At 59.8% G+C, this 16098-nt stretch carries 16 protein-coding genes; 8 read left to right on the top strand and 8 right to left on the bottom strand.

Annotated features, from left to right (window positions below; all coding sequences use genetic code 11):
- Positions 1 to 72 precede the first annotated feature (72 nt).
- The 3 genes from ACRRNM_RS07880 to ilvD form a co-directional block, all read right to left on the bottom strand.
- On the bottom strand, positions 73 to 417 hold the full coding sequence (locus ACRRNM_RS07880; protein WP_435627680.1) for a c-type cytochrome: 345 nt from the start codon (positions 415 to 417) through the stop codon (positions 73 to 75).
- Between the two features lie 44 nt (positions 418 to 461).
- Positions 462 to 1370, bottom strand: a complete 909-nt coding sequence (locus ACRRNM_RS07875; RefSeq protein WP_435627679.1) for a D-hexose-6-phosphate mutarotase — start codon at positions 1368 to 1370, stop codon at positions 462 to 464.
- Between the two features lie 145 nt (positions 1371 to 1515).
- A complete protein-coding gene (ilvD, locus tag ACRRNM_RS07870) occupies positions 1516 to 3363 on the bottom strand; it encodes a dihydroxy-acid dehydratase (RefSeq protein WP_435627678.1) in 1848 nt (615 codons plus the stop codon).
- A gap of 64 nt (positions 3364 to 3427) precedes the next feature.
- Between ilvD and lgt the strand changes: the two genes are divergently transcribed.
- The 7 genes from lgt to ACRRNM_RS07835 all read left to right on the top strand — a co-directional run bounded on the left by lgt (position 3428) and on the right by ACRRNM_RS07835 (position 9547).
- Positions 3428 to 4261, top strand: a complete 834-nt coding sequence (lgt, locus tag ACRRNM_RS07865) for a prolipoprotein diacylglyceryl transferase (protein WP_435627677.1) — start codon at positions 3428 to 3430, stop codon at positions 4259 to 4261.
- A gap of 72 nt (positions 4262 to 4333) precedes the next feature.
- Positions 4334 to 5611 (top strand): HlyC/CorC family transporter, encoded by a 1278-nt coding sequence (locus ACRRNM_RS07860; protein ID WP_435627676.1) that lies wholly within the window; start codon positions 4334 to 4336, stop codon positions 5609 to 5611.
- A 93-nt stretch (positions 5612 to 5704) separates the two neighbouring features.
- The gene (locus ACRRNM_RS07855; RefSeq protein ID WP_435627675.1) at positions 5705 to 6925 is read left to right on the top strand and encodes a type II secretion system F family protein; all 1221 of its coding nucleotides are present in this window, start codon (positions 5705 to 5707) and stop codon (positions 6923 to 6925) included.
- A gap of 63 nt (positions 6926 to 6988) precedes the next feature.
- Entirely contained in the window at positions 6989 to 7852 is an 864-nt protein-coding gene (locus ACRRNM_RS07850) for a prepilin peptidase (protein ID WP_435627674.1), read from the top strand.
- The gene (coaE, locus tag ACRRNM_RS07845; RefSeq protein ID WP_435627673.1) at positions 7849 to 8538 is read left to right on the top strand and encodes a dephospho-CoA kinase; all 690 of its coding nucleotides are present in this window, start codon (positions 7849 to 7851) and stop codon (positions 8536 to 8538) included. Before ACRRNM_RS07850 ends, coaE begins: the two co-directional genes overlap by 4 nt.
- Before the next feature lie 56 nt (positions 8539 to 8594).
- Positions 8595 to 9356 carry a cell division protein ZapD gene (zapD, locus tag ACRRNM_RS07840; RefSeq protein ID WP_435627672.1) on the top strand — a complete coding sequence of 254 codons (762 nt, stop codon included), beginning with the start codon at positions 8595 to 8597 and terminating at the stop codon, positions 9354 to 9356.
- Positions 9356 to 9547 carry a DNA gyrase inhibitor YacG gene (locus ACRRNM_RS07835; protein ID WP_435627671.1) on the top strand — a complete coding sequence of 64 codons (192 nt, stop codon included), beginning with the start codon at positions 9356 to 9358 and terminating at the stop codon, positions 9545 to 9547. Before zapD ends, ACRRNM_RS07835 begins: the two co-directional genes overlap by 1 nt.
- Here the strand turns inward: ACRRNM_RS07835 and ACRRNM_RS07830 are convergent.
- A complete protein-coding gene (locus ACRRNM_RS07830) occupies positions 9535 to 10515 on the bottom strand; it encodes a Nudix family hydrolase (protein ID WP_435627670.1) in 981 nt (326 codons plus the stop codon). The two genes, ACRRNM_RS07835 and ACRRNM_RS07830, sit on opposite strands and share 13 nt — an antisense overlap.
- A 516-nt stretch (positions 10516 to 11031) precedes the next feature.
- On the opposite strand from ACRRNM_RS07830, the gene ACRRNM_RS07825 reads away from it, so the two are divergent.
- Complete coding sequence (locus ACRRNM_RS07825) at positions 11032 to 12018, top strand: IS110 family transposase (protein WP_435627529.1); 987 nt, start codon at positions 11032 to 11034, stop codon at positions 12016 to 12018.
- Between the two features lie 78 nt (positions 12019 to 12096).
- On the opposite strand, the gene ACRRNM_RS07820 is transcribed toward ACRRNM_RS07825, so the two are convergent.
- From ACRRNM_RS07820 to ACRRNM_RS07805, 4 genes are all read right to left on the bottom strand, one after another.
- Positions 12097 to 12765, bottom strand: a complete 669-nt coding sequence (locus tag ACRRNM_RS07820; protein WP_435627669.1) for a GIY-YIG nuclease family protein — start codon at positions 12763 to 12765, stop codon at positions 12097 to 12099.
- Positions 12766 to 12901: 136 nt separating this feature from the next.
- On the bottom strand, positions 12902 to 13888 hold the full coding sequence (locus ACRRNM_RS07815) for an IS110 family transposase (RefSeq protein ID WP_435627529.1): 987 nt from the start codon (positions 13886 to 13888) through the stop codon (positions 12902 to 12904).
- Positions 13889 to 14343: 455 nt separating this feature from the next.
- Positions 14344 to 15573, bottom strand: coding sequence for a bifunctional glutamate N-acetyltransferase/amino-acid acetyltransferase ArgJ (gene argJ, locus ACRRNM_RS07810; protein WP_435627668.1), 1230 nt, complete (start codon positions 15571 to 15573; stop codon positions 14344 to 14346).
- A gap of 9 nt (positions 15574 to 15582) precedes the next feature.
- Positions 15583 to 16068: a Crp/Fnr family transcriptional regulator gene (locus ACRRNM_RS07805; protein WP_435627667.1), complete on the bottom strand. Its 486-nt coding sequence runs from the start codon at positions 16066 to 16068 to the stop codon at positions 15583 to 15585.
- Between the last annotated feature and the right edge of the window lie 30 nt (positions 16069 to 16098).

The raw sequence follows: 16098 nt of genomic DNA, 5'->3' as shown, positions 1-16098 counted from the left end.
CGCCATGCCCGCTTATCTTGGTCCGCTCGCCGTTCGGGCTGAACGGCTTCTCGGAGTTGTATACGCTCCGCCTTATCTCAGCGACAGGATGTATTTGACCAGAATCTTGCGATTTGGCGTGGTAAGCAGGCTTTCATCGTAGGCGGGCATGTCGCGGCTGCTCCACGCGCCAGCACCGCCGTTCAGGATCTTGTTCATCAGGTGGGCCTCGGCATCCGGGTTGTTTCTATAGCGCTCGGATACATTCTCCCATGCCGGGCCAAGCAGATTCTTGCCGGTTTTATGGCACATGAAGCAACCGGTCTTGTCCGCCAGCAGCCATTGGTCAGACTTGGCGGCATGTTCCTTGGGTACTTCCGGCTGGCAACCGTACAGTACAATCAACAGCGATGCCAGCAAGATATTTCGAATACGCATGATTTTCCCTGTCCAGATTTTCTGATCAAACAATTAAAAAATATCTACAACGATTCGGCGCGGTATTCGACGATCAGGGTATGCCCGGTTCCCGCCGCGACATGCACCACATTGTCGATGGCATTGGCCGATTCCACGCACAGCATCTCGCGCCAGCCGTCCGGCTGCCCCAAGTCGCCCATCCTTTCGGCCTTGGCTGTCCACGGGGTCCACACTACGGTGGAAAGGCTGCCGGATTTGGCGATAAGGATGCGCCGCTTCAGCCGGTCGTCCTCGATCGCGCACCCCGCGGCAGTGTTGATGTACACGCGGTCGGTCTCTCCCTCGAACCGGATTATGCCATCTTGTTTTTTGAGCGTCGAGCCGCCCACCTTGTCCCAGTAATCGCCGCCGGCCAGTCCGGTCACGCGCGCTGCGCCGATGTCGCCGATGCGGAAATAGGCATGCAACGCTTCGCCGATCACGAAATCCGACTCCCCTGTGTTTTCGGTGGACAGCTCCATGCGGAGTGTCTCGCCGACGCTGACGGTCAGTTCGAGCCGCGCCGCGTGCGGCCACTGTGCCCGGGTTTTTTCGCTCTCGATCAGGCGTAGCGTCAGGCGCGTCGCGCCATCCGGCTCAGTGCCGGATTCGATCACTTGCCAGGGCACGGTGCGCGCGTAGCCGTGCGCGGGGAAACCGGGGTCGGCATGCACGCCGAACCACGGCCAGCAGACCGGGACGCCGCCGCGGATCGACTTGCCGGGCGCCAGCCTGGCGTCGCGCGACAGCCAGATCACCGGCGCGGCCTGGCTCCGGGGCTGCCAGGTCATCAGGTGCGCACCCTGCAGGCACAGCGAGGCGGTTGCCTGTGGGTTGCCGATTTCGGCGATGACCAGCCCGCTGGCGTCGTCACGGAAACTCAGTTGTCCGGGAATGCCGAATTGCGTATTCAACGACTGCGATGCGGTCACGGCTATTTCCCTTCGACCTGCGACACGTCGCGCACCGCGCCCTTGTCGGCCGAAGTGGTCATAAGGCGTTGACCTGCGGACGGCGGAGCAGAGGCTCCACGCAAGTGGAGATGCGACCCGGTAGCAGCGTCAGCCGCCACACGCTTCATTTTTCCACCTGCGTTACATCGCGTACCGCGCCTTTGTCGGCCGAAGTGGTCATGGCGGCGTAGGCGCGCAGTGCCGCAGATACGTGGCGTTCACGGCTGACGGGCTGCCAGGCCTTGCCGCCTTTCGCCTCCATCGCGGCGTGGCGGCGCTGCATCTCCGCATCGGAAATTGCCAGCTGGATGCTGCGCTGAGGAATGTCGATCTCGATGGTGTCCCCTTCCTCCACGAGACCGATCGCGCCGCCGCGCGCGGCCTCGGGCGAAACATGGCCGATGGAGAGGCCCGAGGTGCCGCCGGAGAAGCGCCCGTCGGTGAGCAGCGCGCATACCGTACCCAGTTCCTTCGACTTCAGGTAGCTGGTTGGGTAGAGCATTTCCTGCATCCCTGGCCCGCCCTTCGGACCTTCGTAGCGGATCACCACCACGTCGCCCGCCACGATCTTGTTGGCGAGGATACTCGCCACCGCGTCGTCCTGGCTTTCGAATACTCGCGCACGCCCGGTGAATTTCAGGATGCTTTCGTCGACGCCGGCGGTCTTCACGATGCAGCCGTCCAGCGCGATGTTGCCGTGCAGCACCGCCAGTCCGCCGTCCTGCGAATAGGCATGCGCCTTGTCGCGGATGCAGCCGCCGGCGCGGTCGGCGTCGAGTTCCGGGTAGAGCATGGACTGCGAGAAGGCGAGGGTGGTGACGATCCCGCCGGGCGCGGCGCGGAAAAATTTCTTTACCGGTTCGGCCGTGGTCTGCACGATGTCCCAGTGCCTGAGCGCATCGCGCAGGGTCGGGCTGTGGATCGTCCCGGTACCGGCGTGCAGCAGGCCGGCGCGATCCAGCTCGCCGAGGATCGCCGGGATGCCGCCGGCGCGGTGCACGTCTTCCATATGGTATTCGGAGGAGGGCGCGACCTTGCACAGGGTCGGCACATGGCGCGACAGACGATCCATGTCGCGCATGGTGAAGTTCACCTCGGCCTCGCGCGCGATCGCCAGAAGGTGCAGCACGGTGTTGGTCGAGCCGCCCATGGCGATATCCAGCGTCATCGCGTTCTCGAACGCCTCGAAGGTCGCGATGGAGCGCGGCAGCACCGCCGCATCGTCTTCATCGTAGTAGCGCCGGCACAATTCGACGATCAGGCGTCCGGCGCGCAAAAACAGCTCCTTGCGCTCGGCGTGCGTCGCGACCATTGTGCCGTTGCCGGGCAGCGCGAGGCCCAGCGCCTCGGCCAGGCAGTTCATCGAATTCGCGGTGAACATGCCGGAGCAGGAGCCGCAGGTCGGGCAGGCCGAGCGCTCAATGGCCTCGCATTCCGCCGCGCTGACCCTGTCGTCTGCCGCGGCGACCATCGCATCGACCAGGTCCAGCCCGATGACCTTGCCCTGCCAGCTGACCTTGCCCGCCTCCATCGGTCCGCCCGAGACGAACACCACCGGGATGTTCAGGCGCATCGCGGCCATCAGCATGCCCGGCGTGATCTTGTCGCAGTTGGAGATGCACACCAGCGCATCGGCGCAGTGCGCGTTGACCATATATTCCACCGAATCGGCGATCAGCTCGCGGCTCGGCAGAGAATACAGCATCCCGGCGTGCCCCATCGCAATGCCGTCATCCACCGCGATGGTGTTGAATTCCTTGGCGATGCCGCCCGCCTTCTCGATCTCGCGCGCCACCAGTTGCCCCATGTCCTTGAGGTGCACATGGCCCGGCACGAACTGGGTGAACGAGTTGGCGATGGCGATGATCGGCTTGCCGAAGTCGCCTTCGGTCATGCCGGTGGCGCGCCACAGGGCGCGCGCGCCGGCCATGTTGCGGCCGTGGGTGGAGGTGCGTGAACGGTAAGCGGGCATGTTGTTTCCTTGTTGTAGTTAAAGCGCACGTATAATTGGGCCGTTAATTTTACCCGATTCGACCATGCTCGTTCATCCGCAGTTCGATCCCGTCGCCGTACAACTCGGCCCACTCGCCATCCACTGGTACGGGCTGATGTACCTCGCCGGGTTCATGACCTTCCTCTGGCTGGGGCGCAAGCGCATCGCGATGCTGAATCATCCGCAGATCAATGCCAAACTGCTCGACGATCTGCTGTTCTACGGCGTGCTCGGCGTGATCCTCGGCGGACGGCTGGGCTATGTGCTGTTCTACAAGGCCTCGTATTACCTTGCCCACCCGCTGGAAATCCTCGCGGTGTGGCAGGGCGGCATGTCGTTCCACGGCGGCTTTCTCGGCGTGCTGATTGCGATGGCATGGTTCGCACGCAAGCACAATCTGCGCTGGCTGCAACTGACCGACTTCATCGCCCCGCTGGTGCCGCCGGGCCTGGCCTTCGGGCGGCTCGGCAACTTCATCAACGGCGAGCTCTGGGGGCGTCCCGCCGATGTGCCCTGGGCGATGGTTTTCCCCAGAGTGGACAATCTGCCGCGCCATCCTTCGCAGCTTTACGAGTTCGCGCTGGAAGGTTTGCTGCTGTTCGCCTTGCTCTGGCTGTATGCGCGCAAGCCGCGCCCCACCGGCACGGTATCCGGCCTGTTTCTCATCGGCTATGGCAGTTTCCGTTTCATCGCCGAATTCACGCGCGAGCCGGATGATTTTCTCGGCCTGCTGTCGCTCGGCATGAGCATGGGTCAGTGGCTGAGCCTGCCGATGGTGGTCGCCGGGATCGTGCTGATGCGTTACAGCACACGTCACCCTCACCTCAATCCTCTCCCGCCAGCGGGAGAGGAGACAAACGAGAAAAGCAATTCTTAATCCTTGCGCCGCTTGACACCCGTTAGCCTCTCGCACACTATTCCTGCCATCAAATACCGCTGAAACTTCACCTTGGATGACATTTCCCTAGACGCGCTGCTCGGCGCGTTGTTGTTGCTGATAATCTTCGGCGCCTGGTTTTCCGCTGCGGAAACCTCGATGATGGCGATCAACCGCTATCGCCTGAACAACCTGGTGCGCAAGGGAAACAAGAGCGCGAAGCTGACCTCCCGCCTGCTCGCCAAGGTGGACAAGCTGCTCGGTTCCATCCTGTTCGGCAATACTCTCTTGAACGTGGCTGCGGCGGCGGTGACCAATGTGGTCATCATGCGGCTGTTCGGCGCCGACGAACTGACCCTGCTGCTGGGAACGCTGGCTATCACCTTCGTGCTGCTGGTATTCAGCGAGATCATGCCGAAAGTCATTGCTGCCAGCCATCCGGAACGTATCGCCCTGCCTTCCAGCTACCTGCTTGCGCCGCTCATCACCCTGTTCCATCCGGTCGTTTCGGTGGCAACCGCCCTGGTAAAGGGCATACTGTGGATGTTGCGCATCAAGATAGAAACAGATCAGAGCAAGCAAAAAATAACGCTGGAGGAATTGCGCGGGTTGGTGCTGGAGGCCGGGCATTTTCTGCCACGCAAGCACCAGAAGATGTTGCTGAACCTGGTCGACCTGGAGCGCATCACTGTGAACGACGTGATGGTGCCGCGCAACCAGATCGAGGCGCTGGACATCAATGCCGGCGCGGAAGACTTGCGCCAGCAGATCATCACCTGCCACCACACCCTGCTGCCGGTCTATGCCGATACGCCCAGCAACATCATCGGTATCCTGCACCTCAAGCGTGTGCCGGCCCTGTTGCAGGAAGCGGCGCTGGATGTGGCGCAACTGCGCGAAATTCTCAATGAACCCTATTTCATCCCCTCCGATACGCCGCTGCTCAAGCAGTTGCAGCAGTTCCAGGAGCGCCATGCGCGGCTCGGGCTGGTGGTGGACGAATACGGCGAACTGCTCGGCCTGGTGACGCTGGAAAATATCCTCGAGGAAATCGTCGGCGAATTCACCACCCAATCCCCCGCACAAAGCGGCAAGTTCCTGCGCCAGGAGGACGGCAGCTTCCTGCTGGAGGGCAGCAGCAGCCTGCGCGAATTGAACCGCAAGCTGGGGCTGCATCTGCCGCTGGACAGCGCGAAAACGCTGAACGGCCTGATCCTCGAGCATCTTGAGGATATCCCCGAGGCCGGCGTCAGCCTGAAGATCGCGGGCTATCCGATCGAGATCATCCAGACGCAGGACCGTATCGTGAAGGTAGTGCGCATTTTCCCGGTGCAGGCGGACAGGCAGTAGGCCTGCTCCGTAAATCGCCCCGGCTGCTTTACAATAGACGCAAAGCTCGGCATCATGCCCGCCAACGTTAGGGGATGACCCAAGGGAGTCGCTATGGCTGTAGCACCGAAGGCAGGAAAGGCAAAAGAATATTCCTATGTATGGGAAGGCAAGGATAAGAACGGCAAGCTGGTCAAGGGCGAGATGCGCGCGCCCGGCGAGGCCACTGTATCTGCCCATTTGCGCCGCCAGGGCATCAATGTCTCGAAGGTGAAAAAGCTGCGCGCCAGCACCCAGAGGGTCACGGAGAAGGACATCTCGCTGTTCACCCGCCAGCTTGCCACCATGATGAAATCCGGCGTGCCGCTGCTGCAGGCATTCGACATCGTCGGCAAGGGGCATAGCAACCCTTCCGTGGCGAAGCTGCTGTTCGATATCAAGACCGACGTGGAAACCGGCAGCAGCCTGCAGCAGGCCTTCAAGAAATATCCGCTGTATTTTGACGAACTGTATTGCAACCTCATCGGTGCGGGCGAGGCGGCGGGTATTCTGGACACCCTGCTGGACCGGCTGGCGACCTACAAGGAAAAGATCCAGGCCATCAAGAGCAAGATCAAATCCGCGCTGTTCTATCCGGTTTCCATCATCGTCATTGCCTTCGTTATCACCGCCGTGATCATGATCTTCGTGATTCCCGCGTTCAAGGAACTGTTTTCCAGCTTTGGCGCCGATTTGCCGGCACCGACGTTGGTGGTCATGAGTATCTCGGATTTCTTCGTGACATGGTGGTGGGCGATCTTTGGTGGCATTGGCGGCGGCTTCTACGCTTTTTTCTACTTCTGGAAACGCAGCAAAAAAATGCAAGACGCCATGGATCGGATGATGCTGAAGCTGCCTATTTTCGGCGAGTTGATCCGCAAGGCCAGCATCGCACGCTGGAGCCGCACGCTCTCCACCATGTTCGCGGCCGGCGTGCCCCTGGTCGAAGCCTTCGATTCGGTGGCGGGCGCGGCGGGCAATGCGGTGTATTTCGACGCCACGAAATATATCCAGCGCGAGGTCACCACCGGTAACAGCCTGACCGTGGCCATGCAGAACACCGAAGTGTTCCCGAGCATGGTGCTGCAGATGGTGTCGATCGGCGAGGAAGCCGGCTCGCTGGATGCGATGCTGAGCAAGGTGGCCGATTTTTACGAGGCCGAAGTGGACGACGCGGTAGAGGCTCTGTCCAGTCTCATGGAACCGGTCATCATGGTGGTGCTCGGTACGCTGATCGGCGGCATGGTGGTTGCGATGTATCTGCCGATCTTCAAGATGGGTCAAGCGGTCGGGTAAACAATCCGGCTATGGACAGGCGCGGCGATGTCCGCGCCTTTTTTGTGTACGCAAGGTGATTCGATGCTGTCTCTGTTGCAAACCTCCCCGCTGGTTTTCATTTTGCTCTCCGGTATTCTGGGGTTGATGGTTGGCAGTTTCCTGAACGTGGTCATCCATCGCCTGCCAAAAATGCTGGAGCTTGGCTGGCGGCAGCAATGCGCCGAACTGCGCGGTGAGGAGCCGTCTACCTCACCCGACTACAATCTTCTTGTCCCGCGCTCCGCCTGCCCGCACTGCAACCGCTCCATCGGCGCATGGGAAAACATCCCGGTCGTCAGTTACCTGCTGCTGCGCGGCAAGTGCAAGGGCTGCGGCGCGGCCATCTCGCCGCGCTATCCCGTCATCGAGGCGGTCAGCGGCCTGCTGTGCGCCTATGCGGCATGGCACTTCGGCTTCGGCTGGGCGGCCGCAGGCGCGCTGCTGCTCATCTGGGCATTGCTGGCGCTCACGGCGATTGATCTCGACACGCAATTGCTGCCGGACGACATCACCCTGCCGCTGCTCTGGGCAGGCCTGGTATTCAATCTGGCCAGTGTCTTTACCGATTTGCACAGCGCGATACTGGGCGCGGTATTCGGCTATCTCGCGCTGTGGTGCGTGTACTGGCTGTTCAAGCTCACCACTGGCAAGGAAGGCATGGGCTACGGCGACTTCAAACTGCTCGCCGCCCTCGGCGCCTGGCTGGGCTGGCAGATGCTGCCGCTCATCATCCTGCTTTCCTCGCTGGTGGGGGCGGTGGTCGGCATTGCCCTGATGGTTGCGGCCAAGCATGGCCGCAACGTTCCCATTCCCTTCGGCCCCTATCTGACAGGCGGCGGGCTGATCGCGCTGTTCTGGGGGCAAACGCTGACGCAGAGCTATCTGCAACTGCTCGCCGCTCCATGAGCCTTCGACCGGCTGATGGAACAACTAGCCATTCGACTAAGCTGTCAAAGAACGACAGCCAAGTCGCTGGTTATCGGGACAGGCTGATTATCGGACTCACCGGCGGGATCGGCAGCGGCAAGACTACCGTTGCCGCACTGTTCGCGGAGTATGGTGCGGGTATCATCGATACGGACGTCATCGCCCACCACCTGACGCAAGCCGGCGGTGCAGCCATCGCGGCGATCCGCGCCGCCTTCGGCGACGATTACCTCACGGGAGACGGCGCCCTGGACCGCGCCAAGATGCGCGGGCTGATTTTTTCGGATGCCGCCGCCAGGCAGCGGCTAGAACAGATCCTGCACCCCATGATCTTCGAACAGACCAAGGCGCAGTTACGGCAGCTGCAGGACAAACCCTACATCCTCGCCGTGGTGCCGCTGCTGCCCGAGAGCCGCAACTTCCGGCAACTGGTGCAGCGCGTGCTGGTGGTGGATTGCGACGAGGATACCCAGGTCGCACGCGTCGTCGGACGCAGCCGCCTGACCGAAGCGGAAGTGCGCGCCATCATCGTCCGGCAAACCCCACGCGCCGACCGCCTGCAGCTGGCCGACGATGTCATCCGCAACGATGCCGGGCTGGACAGCCTGGCCGGACAGGTCGCCGTCCTGCATGAATACTACGCAAAAATGCAAAACAGCGATTGACGATACAAGGAAAACCCATATATCGTTCGCAATTAAGTTAACCCGCTTTTGCCGCCGTGATCGACTACGAGTTTCCTCTCAACGAAAAAGTGCGCACCCTGCTGCGCCTTGAGGACTTGTTCGCACGTGCGACGCACTTCATCGAATACTCACATGGCATGGACCACCATGCCGCATTGCTCACCCTGTTTGAAATCCTCGAAGTCGCCTGCCGCGCCGATCTGAAATCCGAACTGCTGCAGGAGTTGGAGCGCCAGAAACGCGCCCTTGCTTCGCTGCACAACAATCCCGCGATTTCCGAAGATGCGCTGGACGCCATCCTTACGGAGATCGACGGCGCCTCCACGGACATCCTCGCCATGACCGGCAAGATTGGCCAGCACCTGCGCGAGAACGAGTGGCTGATGGGCATCAAGCAGCGTGCCGTCATGCCGGGCGGTACCTGCGAATTCGACCTGCCTTCCTATCACTACTGGCAGGAACGGGATGCCGAATCACGCCGAGAGCTCCTGCGGGCGTGGCTGGCGCCGCTTATGCCCTTGTACGTTGGGTTGAAAATCGTGCTGCGCCTATTGCGCGAAAACGGCAAGATATTCCACTTCACCGCGCATCAGGGCACTTTCCAGCAGATGCAGGGCGGGCGCGTCGCACAGATGCTGCGCGTCAGCCTGAGCAGCGACCTGGCGTGCATCCCCGAAGTCGGCGCCAACAAATACGCCATCAACATCCGCTTCATCGTCGCCAACTACGCCGCAAAATCCACCCTGTTCGAACAGGATGTGCCGTTCGATCTGACCTTCTGCAGCCTCTCCTCGTAATGCCGGAAAAAGCACCGCCGATCGTGGCCTGCCCGCAGTGCGGCAGGGAAATGGAGTGGGATACCAGCAACCGCTACCGCCCGTTCTGCAGCGAACGCTGCAAGCTGATCGACCTCGGCAAATGGGCGAAAGAAGAATATCGCGTCGAACAGCGCGAAGAGGAACTTCCCCCGCCTGATCACCAGGCCTGACGCAGCAGGGCGATGCCGTGCGCGCCATGCCGCCACGCGGCCTGCATGTCGCCACACTTCAGGCCGCCCAGCGCATACACCGGAATGGACGAGCCCGCCGTGATGGCAGCAAAGTTCTCCCAGCCGAGGTGCGGCGCGCCGGGATGGGACAGGGTCGGCAGTACCGGGGAGAGCAGCACAAAATCGCAGCCCAAGTCCTCCGCGCGGCGCAGCTCCTCCGCGTTGTGGCAGGAGGCCCCGCACCAGTCCACCGCAGGGCGTTCCTTCAGTTCCACGAGTTGCGTGGCCGTCAGTTGTACGCCGTCCGCACCGATCTCCTGTGCCATTTCAATATCGGCATTGAGCAGCAGTCTCGCGCCATGCGCATGAGTTAACGCCATCACACGCCGTGCCAGTTCGCGCAACTCATCGCGGGACAGGTTCTTCTCGCGTAACTGCAACAGGTGCAAGCCGTTCTGCAACGCGTGCTCCAGCCGCCGCAGGAATTCCTCCGTACCCAGTTCGGCGGCGTTGCTGATGGCATACAGGGGGGGTAACTCCAGCGCGCGTAGGACGGGTGCGTTGGCAGGCAGCATGGGAGAAACGGTTGCGGAATTTTTTTCGTTCGCCCTGACGTATCGAAGGGTAGAAGGCTGCCATACAAACTGCTGCCCCTCATGCGGATGCAACTCGCCGCGCCACTCCGTCACGCGGAAGAAATTCAGCCGCACCGTCGCATGCGGATAGGCGAACACGCGGGTGATCCACGGATAAGCGGCCTCGACCTCGATGCCCAGTTCCTCATGCAGTTCGCGCACCAGTGCATGGTATGGCGTCTCGCCGGGTTCGATCTTGCCGCCGGGGAATTCCCAGTAGCCGGCCCAGATTTTGCCGGGAGGGCGCTGGGCGAGGAGGAAGGAACCGTCGGGGCGTTGCAGGACGGCAGCGGAGACTTCGATGATTTTTGTGATTTCGGTTTGCGTGTTCAATGTAGTCTTTCAAATCAGGCCGTTCGCACTGAAGTATCGAAGGATGCCAGTTTGTATTCCCTCTCCCTTGCAGGGAGAGGGTTAGGGAGAGGGTAGAAATCTCACCCTTTCCATTAAAATCAAAACCGCCGGGGGTAGCCCGGCAGCTAGTCACTTTTTCTTGCGTCGCCAAGAAAAAGTAACCAAAAAGAAGGCGACCCCGGTTTGCCGCCGCTGCGCGGTACCCTGCGTTGCTCGACTGGTCAGGCGGCTGCGGAACTCGCGCTTCGCGCTCAAACAGTCCTCGCCGAAATCCCCTGACCAGCCTGCGCTTGTATCTTCCCCATTGTGGTGGTTAGCTACCACCACCCGAAGCAGAGGCAGCTTGAAGTCTGCGCTAAGGCCTGACCTTGTCGAGTAGATTAAGCCCTCTGCTTCACCACATCGCCAGCAAAGACACTGAACGGTAGCCAAGGGGCAAACCCTGAATGCACAAGGCAAGTGGGCGAAGTTGGCACCATTGTAACGGAGGTCATCATGTTTTATCTCGGTATGGATGTCGCCAAGGCCAAGCTGGATTGTTGCCTGTTGCTGGATGATGCCATTGGCAAGCGCAAGGCCAAGGTGATCAGTAACAGCAAGTCCGGCATTGCTGATTTGCTGGCTTGGGTCGTAAAGCAACACGTTTCCCTAGCAGAGTTGCATGTGGTCATGGAAGGAACGGGGGTTTACCACGAGCAGGCCGCGCTGGCGCTGGCTGATGCGGGTGTAGCGGTTTCCATTGTCAATCCGGCGCAGGTCAAGGACTTCGGGCGTGGGCTGGCGGTGCGCACCAAGACGGACGGGGTAGATAGCTTTGTCTTGGCTCGCTATGGCGCCTTGCTCAAGCCTGCAGCTTGGGTGCCGCCTGCGCCAGAGGCGCGGATATTGCAGGCGCTGATTACGCGGCGCGATGCCATTGCCCAAGACCTGCAACGCGAGCGCAACCGGCGGGAGAAAGCCGATGCCACGGACACTCCAGCACTGATACAGCAATCCATCTCCGACAGCATTGCATTCCTGTCCGGGCAACTCGCGCAATTGCAGCAGGACATTGATCAACATATCGATCATCATCCGGGACTCAAGAAAGACCTGTCACTGCTCCAGAGCATCCCTGCGGTGGGGCCGCAGGTTGGAAACAATCTGCTGGCGGTCATGCACAGCCATAACTTCGGCTCAGCCGAACAGCTTGCGGCCTATCTTGGCCTGGTTCCCATAGAACGGCAGTCGGGAAGTTCGATATTGGGGCGATCGAGACTCTCCAAGGCGGGACCTGCCAGAATACGCGCTGTGCTGTACATGGCGGCTGTCGTGGCAATACGTTGCAACCCACACGTCAAAGCAATCTACGAACGCCTGCTCGCCAGAGGTAAATCCAAGATGTCCGCGCTCGGCGCCGCTATGCGCAAACTGGTGCATCTGTGCTACGGCGTCCTCAAAACCCGTCAACCCTATCGCCATGACTATGCAAAAATCAGTTGACGAGGAAGACGGTATCTACTCGGCGGCGCACAGGGGATGGAAAAGCAAAATCCACCGCGTGGGCACTTCGTGCCCACGCTACTTATCATGGAAAGCCAGTGCGAACACTGCGATATCGCACTCAATCCATGCCTCAATAACTGTCCGAGTAATGGCAGGATTACGAACATTACGAAAATGTTCTAGATATTGTTTCAATGAGCCGCAAATTGGCATGCCCGAATTTGTGGCAAATTCTTTAGCAAGATCGCCAATTGGATCATCTCTTCCCATCTGAGCAGAAAGCCAAGCAAAGAAAGGAAGTGGCAGTTCTGTATTTACTTGGCAAAGTTGGTTCTTTATGTCCCAAAGTAAATTGTTAGCTACTTGTTCCTCAAGAAGCTCTGCTCCGCAGTCTGCATCATTTTTTGGTCGCGATGCTTCAACAAATCCGAAATTTCTAACAAACTCTCCATCATAGAAAGTTGACCGTAATTGGAGCCGCTCCAACAAATATAATGAAGGTTCTCTTTCAAACCATTCACCCCGAACATTATGCACATTTAGGAACGTGTGAATCACCGGCTCAATGCTCGCTTCTGCAGCGATACTACCGAGCAAATTTAATTCTTCTGGAGCACCTGTCTGGAGTTGGCGTATTCTGGATAGTGGATTGCCACCGCTGGTAAAACCAATTTTTACCGGACCACTTGTTCCGTGGCTAAGAAAATAAACAGTTCCATATTTTTCATCTCGGGGATTACTCATAAATCTCACCTGCCAAAAATCTTACAATTTCAATTGTAATTTCTAATTTCAGCATGGGCACAAAGTGCCCATGCTGGGGTTTTAGGTTTTGACTTTCTTTTCCCTGTGCGCCGCCGAGTAGATACCGTCTTCCTCGTCAACTGATTTTTGCATAGTCATGGCGATAGGGTTGACGGGTTTTGAGGACGCCGTAGCACAGATGCACCAGTTTGCGCATAGCGGCGCCGAGCGCGGACATCTTGGATTTACCTCTGGCGAGCAGGCGTTCGTAGATTGCTTTGACGTGTGGGTTGCAACGTATTGCCACGACAGCCGCCATGTACAGCACAGCGCGTATTCTGGCAGGTCCCGCCTTGGAGAGTCTCGATCGCCCCAATATCGAACTTCCCGACTGCCGTTCTATGGGAACCAGGCCAAGATAGGCCGCAAGCTGTTCGGCTGAGCCGAAGTTATGGCTGTGCATGACCGCCAGCAGATTGTTTCCAACCTGCGGCCCCACCGCAGGGATGCTCTGGAGCAGTGACAGGTCTTTCTTGAGTCCCGGATGATGATCGATATGTTGATCAATGTCCTGCTGCAATTGCGCGAGTTGCCCGGACAGGAATGCAATGCTGTCGGAGATGGATTGCTGTATCAGTGCTGGAGTGTCCGTGGCATCGGCTTTCTCCCGCCGGTTGCGCTCGCGTTGCAGGTCTTGGGCAATGGCATCGCGCCGCGTAATCAGCGCCTGCAATATCCGCGCCTCTGGCGCAGGCGGCACCCAAGCTGCAGGCTTGAGCAAGGCGCCATAGCGAGCCAAGACAAAGCTATCTACCCCGTCCGTCTTGGTGCGCACCGCCAGCCCACGCCCGAAGTCCTTGACCTGCGCCGGATTGACAATGGAAACCGCTACACCCGCATCAGCCAGCGCCAGCGCGGCCTGCTCGTGGTAAACCCCCGTTCCTTCCATGACCACATGCAACTCTGCTAGGGAAACGTGTTGCTTTACGACCCAAGCCAGCAAATCAGCAATGCCGGACTTGCTGTTACTGATCACCTTGGCCTTGCGCTTGCCAATGGCATCATCCAGCAACAGGCAACAATCCAGCTTGGCCTTGGCGACATCCATACCGAGATAAAACATGATGACCTCCGTTACAATGGTGCCAACTTCGCCCACTTGCCTTGTGCATTCAGGGTTTGCCCCTTGGCTACCGTTCAGTGTCTTTGCTGGCGATGTGGTGAAGCAGAGGGCTTAATCTACTCGACAAGGTCAGGCCTTAGCGCAGACTTCAAGCTGCCTCTGCTTCGGGTGGTGGTAGCTAACCACCACAATGGGGAAGATACAAGCGCAGGCTGGTCAGGGGATTTCGGCGAAGACTGTTTGAGCGCGAAGCGCGAGTTCCGCAGCCGCCTGGCCAGTCGAGCAACGCAGGGTACCGCGCAGCGGCGGCAAACCGGGGCCGCCTTCTTTTTGGTTACTTTTTCTTGGCGACGCAAGAAAAAGTGACTAGCTGCCGGGCAACCCCCGGCGGTTTTGATGTTGATTATGGCCGTTCATGGTTCGATACCTCACCACGAACGGTTGGATGGAGCAATCTAACTGCGATAACTCGCGTTGATCTTCACATAATCGTAAGAAAAATCGCAAGTCCACAAAGTTGCCTTCGCCACCCCACGATTCAGCACCACGCGTATCGTGATATCGCTCTGCTTCATCACGCGCTGCCCATCCTCCTCGCGATAGCTCGCAGCCCGCCCGCCATGCTCGGCGACCAGCACGTCGTCGAGATACAGCCTGAGCACATCGACATCCAGGTCGGCAACACCCGCATAACCAATCGCGGCGAGGATGCGCCCGAGGTTGGGGTCGGAGGCGAAGAAGGCGGTCTTGACCAGCGGCGAACGGGCGATGGCGTAGCCGATCTGTTTGCATTCGGCTTCATCCCTGCCGCCCTCGACCTGTACGGTGATGAACTTGGTCGCGCCTTCGCCGTCACGCACGATGGCCTGCGCGAGGTAAATGGCGACCTCGGTGACGGCGGCCTGCAGCGCGGCGAATTCCGCGCTTTTTGCATCGCGGATTTCCGGCAGGGCCGCCCGGCCGGTAGCGATCAGCATCAGCGCGTCGTTGGTGGAGGTATCGCCGTCCACGGTGATGCAGTTGAACGAGCGGTTGGCGGCCTCGCTGACCATTTGCTGCAAGAGCGGCTGCGCGATGCCCGCGTCGGTGGCGATGTAGCCGAGCATGGTCGCCATGTTCGGGTGGATCATGCCGGAGCCCTTGGCGATGCCGGTGACGGTGATTTGCGCACCGCCGATCATTACCTGCTTCGAAATGGCCTTGGCGACGATGTCGGTGGTCATGATCGCGTGCGCGGCGTCATGCCAGTTGTCGGCGCGCATGTTCGTCACGCAGCCGGGCAGGCCGGCGGCGATCTTGCCTACCGGCAGCGGCTCCATGATGACGCCGGTAGAGAACGGCAATATCTGCGATGCCTTGCAGCCCAGCAGGCCGGCCAATGCGGCACAGGTGGTGCGCGCATCCTGCATGCCCTGTTCGCCGGTGCCGGCATTGGCGTTACCGGTGTTGACCACCAGCGCGCGGATGCCATCCGGTTGTGCGAGGTGTTCGCGCGCCACGGTTACCGGCGCGGCGCAAAAGCGGTTTTTGGTGAACACGCCCGCGACCCGCGCGCCCTCGTCTAGCTGAACCACCAGCAAGTCCTTGCGGTTTTCGCGCTTGATGTTCGCTTCGGTGACGCCCAGAAAAACGCCCGCAACGGGCAACAGTTGTGCCGCAGCGGGCGGTGTCAGATTGACCGGCATGGAAACTTCCTAATAACGGCCGTGGGTGCGGTAGATGTAGTTGCTGAGTTCGGTCGACTCGGTATTCATGCGCCGCACGATGCCGTGCATGTTCCGCGCCAAGCCGCGCATGACGCGGTATACGATCATGGGGTGGCTGTTGATCAGCGTTTCGAATTTGGAACGATCCAGACTCAACACCTTGGTGTCGCCGACGGCGCAGAGTGTTGCGCTGACCTGCGAGGCCGCGCCGCCCACGAAGGTGATCATGCCGGCCAGGTCGCCCGGCTTGAGGACGTGGATGGTGGATTTTCCTTCGGTGCTCTGAATTTTTACCTCGATATCGCCATGTGCCAGGATGTACAGGTTGTCCGGCTGTGGCTCACCTGGCTGAACGATGGTATCTCCGGATTTGTAATCGTGAACTTCGAACAGGCCCGAAAGAATATCCACCTCTGCATCGCTCAGCTCCTCGGTAATCGTCGAGGTGCGCAGCGTATCAATTACTAGTGACATGTTATCCCCCTTCCACGTTATTAATTTGAT

The sequence above is a fragment of the Ferrigenium straubiae genome (genome assembly GCF_051257895.1).
GTDB lineage: Bacteria > Pseudomonadota > Gammaproteobacteria > Burkholderiales > Gallionellaceae > Gallionella > Gallionella straubiae.
The sequence above is the reverse complement of the archived record's forward strand: the minus strand, read 5'-3'. Positions and strand labels throughout refer to the sequence as shown.

Coding starts and splice junctions, on each gene's coding strand:
- ilvD (WP_435627678.1), bottom strand. CDS start 3,363: ATGCCCGCTTACCGTTCACGCACCTCCACCCACGGCCGCAACATGGCC.
- ACRRNM_RS07835 (WP_435627671.1), top strand. CDS start 9,356: ATGCCGGAAAAAGCACCGCCGATCGTGGCCTGCCCGCAGTGCGGCAGG.
- ACRRNM_RS07880 (WP_435627680.1), bottom strand. CDS start 417: ATGCGTATTCGAAATATCTTGCTGGCATCGCTGTTGATTGTACTGTAC.
- coaE (WP_435627673.1), top strand. CDS start 7,849: ATGAGCCTTCGACCGGCTGATGGAACAACTAGCCATTCGACTAAGCTG.
- ACRRNM_RS07815 (WP_435627529.1), bottom strand. CDS start 13,888: ATGTTTTATCTCGGTATGGATGTCGCCAAGGCCAAGCTGGATTGTTGC.
- argJ (WP_435627668.1), bottom strand. CDS start 15,573: ATGCCGGTCAATCTGACACCGCCCGCTGCGGCACAACTGTTGCCCGTT.
- lgt (WP_435627677.1), top strand. CDS start 3,428: ATGCTCGTTCATCCGCAGTTCGATCCCGTCGCCGTACAACTCGGCCCA.
- ACRRNM_RS07850 (WP_435627674.1), top strand. CDS start 6,989: ATGCTGTCTCTGTTGCAAACCTCCCCGCTGGTTTTCATTTTGCTCTCC.
- ACRRNM_RS07820 (WP_435627669.1), bottom strand. CDS start 12,765: ATGAGTAATCCCCGAGATGAAAAATATGGAACTGTTTATTTTCTTAGC.
- ACRRNM_RS07855 (WP_435627675.1), top strand. CDS start 5,705: ATGGCTGTAGCACCGAAGGCAGGAAAGGCAAAAGAATATTCCTATGTA.
- ACRRNM_RS07805 (WP_435627667.1), bottom strand. CDS start 16,068: ATGTCACTAGTAATTGATACGCTGCGCACCTCGACGATTACCGAGGAG.
- ACRRNM_RS07825 (WP_435627529.1), top strand. CDS start 11,032: ATGTTTTATCTCGGTATGGATGTCGCCAAGGCCAAGCTGGATTGTTGC.